We start from the raw sequence: 3,867 nt of genomic DNA, 5'->3' as shown, positions 1-3,867 counted from the left end.
CACCGCGCCAAACGATGCGCTGACTGGGCACACGCCGCTGACCAACGCGATTACTGATGTGAGCGGCGGTAACTACGAGAATCTGGTCGCCGACAAAACCCCGGTTTCGACCACTGTTACTGACACTGTCGACACCACCAACCTGTCGCTGACGGCGACCGGCACTGTGGCTGAAGGCGGTTCGATCGTTTACACCGCAACACTGACCAATCCGGCCGGTACGCCAGTCACCGTCACCCTTTCGAACGGTTCGGTAATCACCATCGAAGCGGGCAAGACCACCGGCACCGTGACCGTGGCGGCTCCAGCCGATGACGTCTACAAAGACGCTGGCAAGGTCGAAGTGACCATCAAGGACGCCACTGGCGGCAACTTCGAGAACCTCGTTCCGAGCACCACGCCAGCCGTAACCGACGTCACTGACACCATCGACACCTCGACGGTCAAACTGACCGCCACCGAGTCTGCGGCTGAAGGTGGCACCGTCACCTACACCGCGACGGTCGGCGCGCCAGTCACCGGTTCGCCGGTTGTCGTGACCCTGGCCAATGGTCAGAACATCACCATCGAAGTGGGTAAAACCAGCGGCACCGTAACCACCACCGCGCCGAACGATGCGCTGACTGGCCATGCTCCGTTGACCAACTCGATCACCGGCGTTTCCGGCGGCAACTACGAAAACCTCGTGGCCGACAAAACCCCGGTCAACACCACCGTCACCGACACCGTCGACACCACCAACCTGTCGCTGACCGCGACCGGCTCGGTGAACGAGGGTGGCCAGATCACCTACACCGCGACCCTGACCAATGCTGCTGGCTCGCCAGTCACCGTGACCCTGAGCAACGGCTCGGTGATCACCATCGAAGCGGGCAAAACCACTGGCACTGTCACCGTCGACGCACCGAAAGACGACGTCTACAAAGACGCCGGCACCGTTGAAGCGACCATCAAAGGCGCGACCGGTGGCGACTTCGAAAACCTCGTCACCAGCACTACTCCGGCCGTCACCACCGTCAACGACACCATCGACACCTCCACCGTGTCGCTGACCGCCACGGCGAACGTCGCTGAAGGCGAAACCGTGGTCTACACCGCGACCGTGACCGCGCCAGTGACCGGCTCGCCGGTTGTCGTGACCCTGTCCAACGGCCAGACCATCACCATCGCCGTCGGTGAAACCACCGGTTCGGTGAACTTCGTCGCGCCAAACAGCCCACTGGCCGGCGGCAGCTCGCTGAGCGTGACCATCGACGGCGCCACCGGCGGCAATTACGAAAAACTCGCGGTCGACGGCAAGTCCGCCGACACCGTGGTTTCGGACACCACCGACACCACCAACCTGAACCTGACCGCAACCGATTCTGTGGCTGAAGGCGGTTCGATCGTTTACACCGCGACGCTGACCAACCCGGCCGGCACCCCGGTGACCGTGACCCTGTCGAACGGTTCGGTGATCACTATCGAAGCCGGCAAAACCACCGGCACCGTAACCGTTCCAGCGCCTGCCGATGACGTCTACAAAGACGCCGGCAAAGTCGAAGTGACGATCAAGGATGCAACCGGCGGTAACTTCGAGAACCTCGTTCCGAGCACCGTGCCGGCCGTGACCAACGTCACCGACACCATCGACACCACCACCGTCAAACTCACCGCGACCGAGTCGGCGGCTGAGGGCGGCACCGTTACCTACACTGCTACCGTCGGCGCGCCAGTGACCGGTTCGCCTGTGGTCGTGACCCTGGCTAACGGTCAGACCATCACCATTGGCGTAGGTCAGACCACCGGCACCGCGACCACCACCGCGCCGAACGATGCATTGACCGGCCACGCGCCGATTACCAATGCGATCACCGAGGTGAGCGGCGGCAACTTCGAAAACCTGGTGGCGGACAAGACCCCGGTTTCGACCAATGTCACCGACACTGTCGACACCACTGACCTGTCGCTGAGCGCCACGGGTTCTGTAGCCGAGGGTGGTTCGATTGTTTACACCGCAACCCTGACCAACGCGGCTGGCTCGCCAGTCACGGTGACCCTGTCGAATGGGGCGGTAATCACCATCGAAGCCGGTAAAACCACTGGCACCGTGACCGTTCCAGCTCCGGCCGACGACGTCTACAAAGACGCCGGCAAGGTTGAGGCAACGATCTCTACCGCAACCGGTGGCAACTTCGAAAACCTGGTGCCGAGCACTGTTCCAGCCGTCACCGAAGTGACTGACACCATCGACACCTCGACCGTGAAACTGACGGCGACCGAGACCGCCGCTGAAGGTGGCACCGTCACCTACACCGCGACCGTCGGGGCGCCTGTGACGGGCTCGCCGGTCGTGGTGACCCTGGCCAACGGTCAGAACATCACCATCGAAGTCGGTAAAACCACCGGCACCGTGACCTTCACCGCACCGAACGATGCGCTGACCGGACATGCGCCGATCACCAACTCGATCACCGGTGTCACTGGCGGCAACTACGAAAATCTGGTGGCCGACAAGACTCCGGTTTTGACCACGGTCACTGACACCGTCGACACCACCAACCTGTCGCTCAGTGCGACCGGTTCTGTGGCCGAAGGCGGTTCAATCATCTACACCGCGACATTGACCAACGCCGCTGGCTCACCAGTGACCGTGACCCTGTCCAACGGCGCGGTGATTACCATCGAAGCTGGTAAAACCACCGGCACCGTGTCCGTTCCAGCGCCAGCCGATGACGTCTACAAAGACGCCGGCAAGGTTGAGGCGACGATCTCCACCGCTACCGGTGGCAACTTCGAAAACCTGGTGCCGAGCACGACGCCGGCTGTGACCGAAGTCACCGATACCATCGACACCTCGACCGTCAAACTGACGGCTGATACGTCGGTCGCTGAAGGCGGCACCGTCACTTACACCGCGACCGTTGGGGCACCAGTAACCGGTTCGCCGGTCACCGTGACGCTGGCCAATGGTCAGAACATCACTATCGAAGTCGGCAAAACCACCGGCACCATGACCTTCACCGCACCAAATGATGCGTTGACCGGCCATGCGCCACTGACCAACTCGATCACCAACGTGACGGGTGGTAACTACGAAAACCTTGTTGCCGACAAAACTCCGGTCAGCACCACCGTGACCGACACCGTCGACACCACTAACCTGTCGCTCAGCGCGACGGGGTCGGTCGCTGAAGGTGGTTCGATTGTTTACACCGCAACGCTGACCAACGCGGCTGGCTCGCCAGTGACCGTGACCCTGTCCAACGGCGCCGTGATCACCATCGACGCCGGCAAAACCACTGGCACCGTGACCGTTCCAGCCCCGGCCGACGACGTCTACAAAGACGCCGGCAAGGTTGAAGCGACGATCTCCACCGCTACCGGTGGCAACTTCGAAAACCTGGTGCCGAGCACGACGCCGGCCGTGACCGAAGTCACCGATACCATCGACACCTCGACCGTCAAACTCACGGCTGATACGTCGGTCGCTGAAGGTGGCACCGTCACTTACACCGCCACTGTGGGCGCTCCAGTGACCGGTTCACCTGTCGTGGTGACTTTGGCCAACGGTCAGAACATCACCATCGAAGTCGGTAAAACCACCGGCACTGTGACCACCACCGCACCGAACGATGCGCTGACCGGTCAGGCGCCACTGACCAACTCGATCACCGGTGTAACCGGCGGCAATTACGAAAATCTGGTGGCCGACAAGACCCCGGTTTCGACCACGGTCACCGATACCGTCGACACCACCCACCTGTCGCTGAGCGCGACGGGTTCGGTTGCCGAAGGTGGCTCGATCATCTACACCGCAACATTGACCAACGCCGCTGGCTCACCAGTGACCGTAACCCTGTCGAACGGCGCTGTGATCACCATCGA

Annotated in this window: 1 protein-coding gene; it reads left to right on the top strand. The window is 61.9% G+C overall.

Annotated features, from left to right (window positions below; translation table 11 throughout):
* Positions 1 to 3,867 (top strand): immunoglobulin-like domain-containing protein (locus tag ACM6JQ_RS13315; RefSeq protein WP_414893971.1); only part of this gene is annotated, 3,867 nt, incomplete at both ends.

The organism is Pseudomonas sp. IT-232MI5 (genome assembly GCF_949767845.1).
GTDB lineage: Bacteria > Pseudomonadota > Gammaproteobacteria > Pseudomonadales > Pseudomonadaceae > Aquipseudomonas.
The sequence above is the reverse complement of the archived record's forward strand: the minus strand, read 5'-3'. Positions and strand labels throughout refer to the sequence as shown.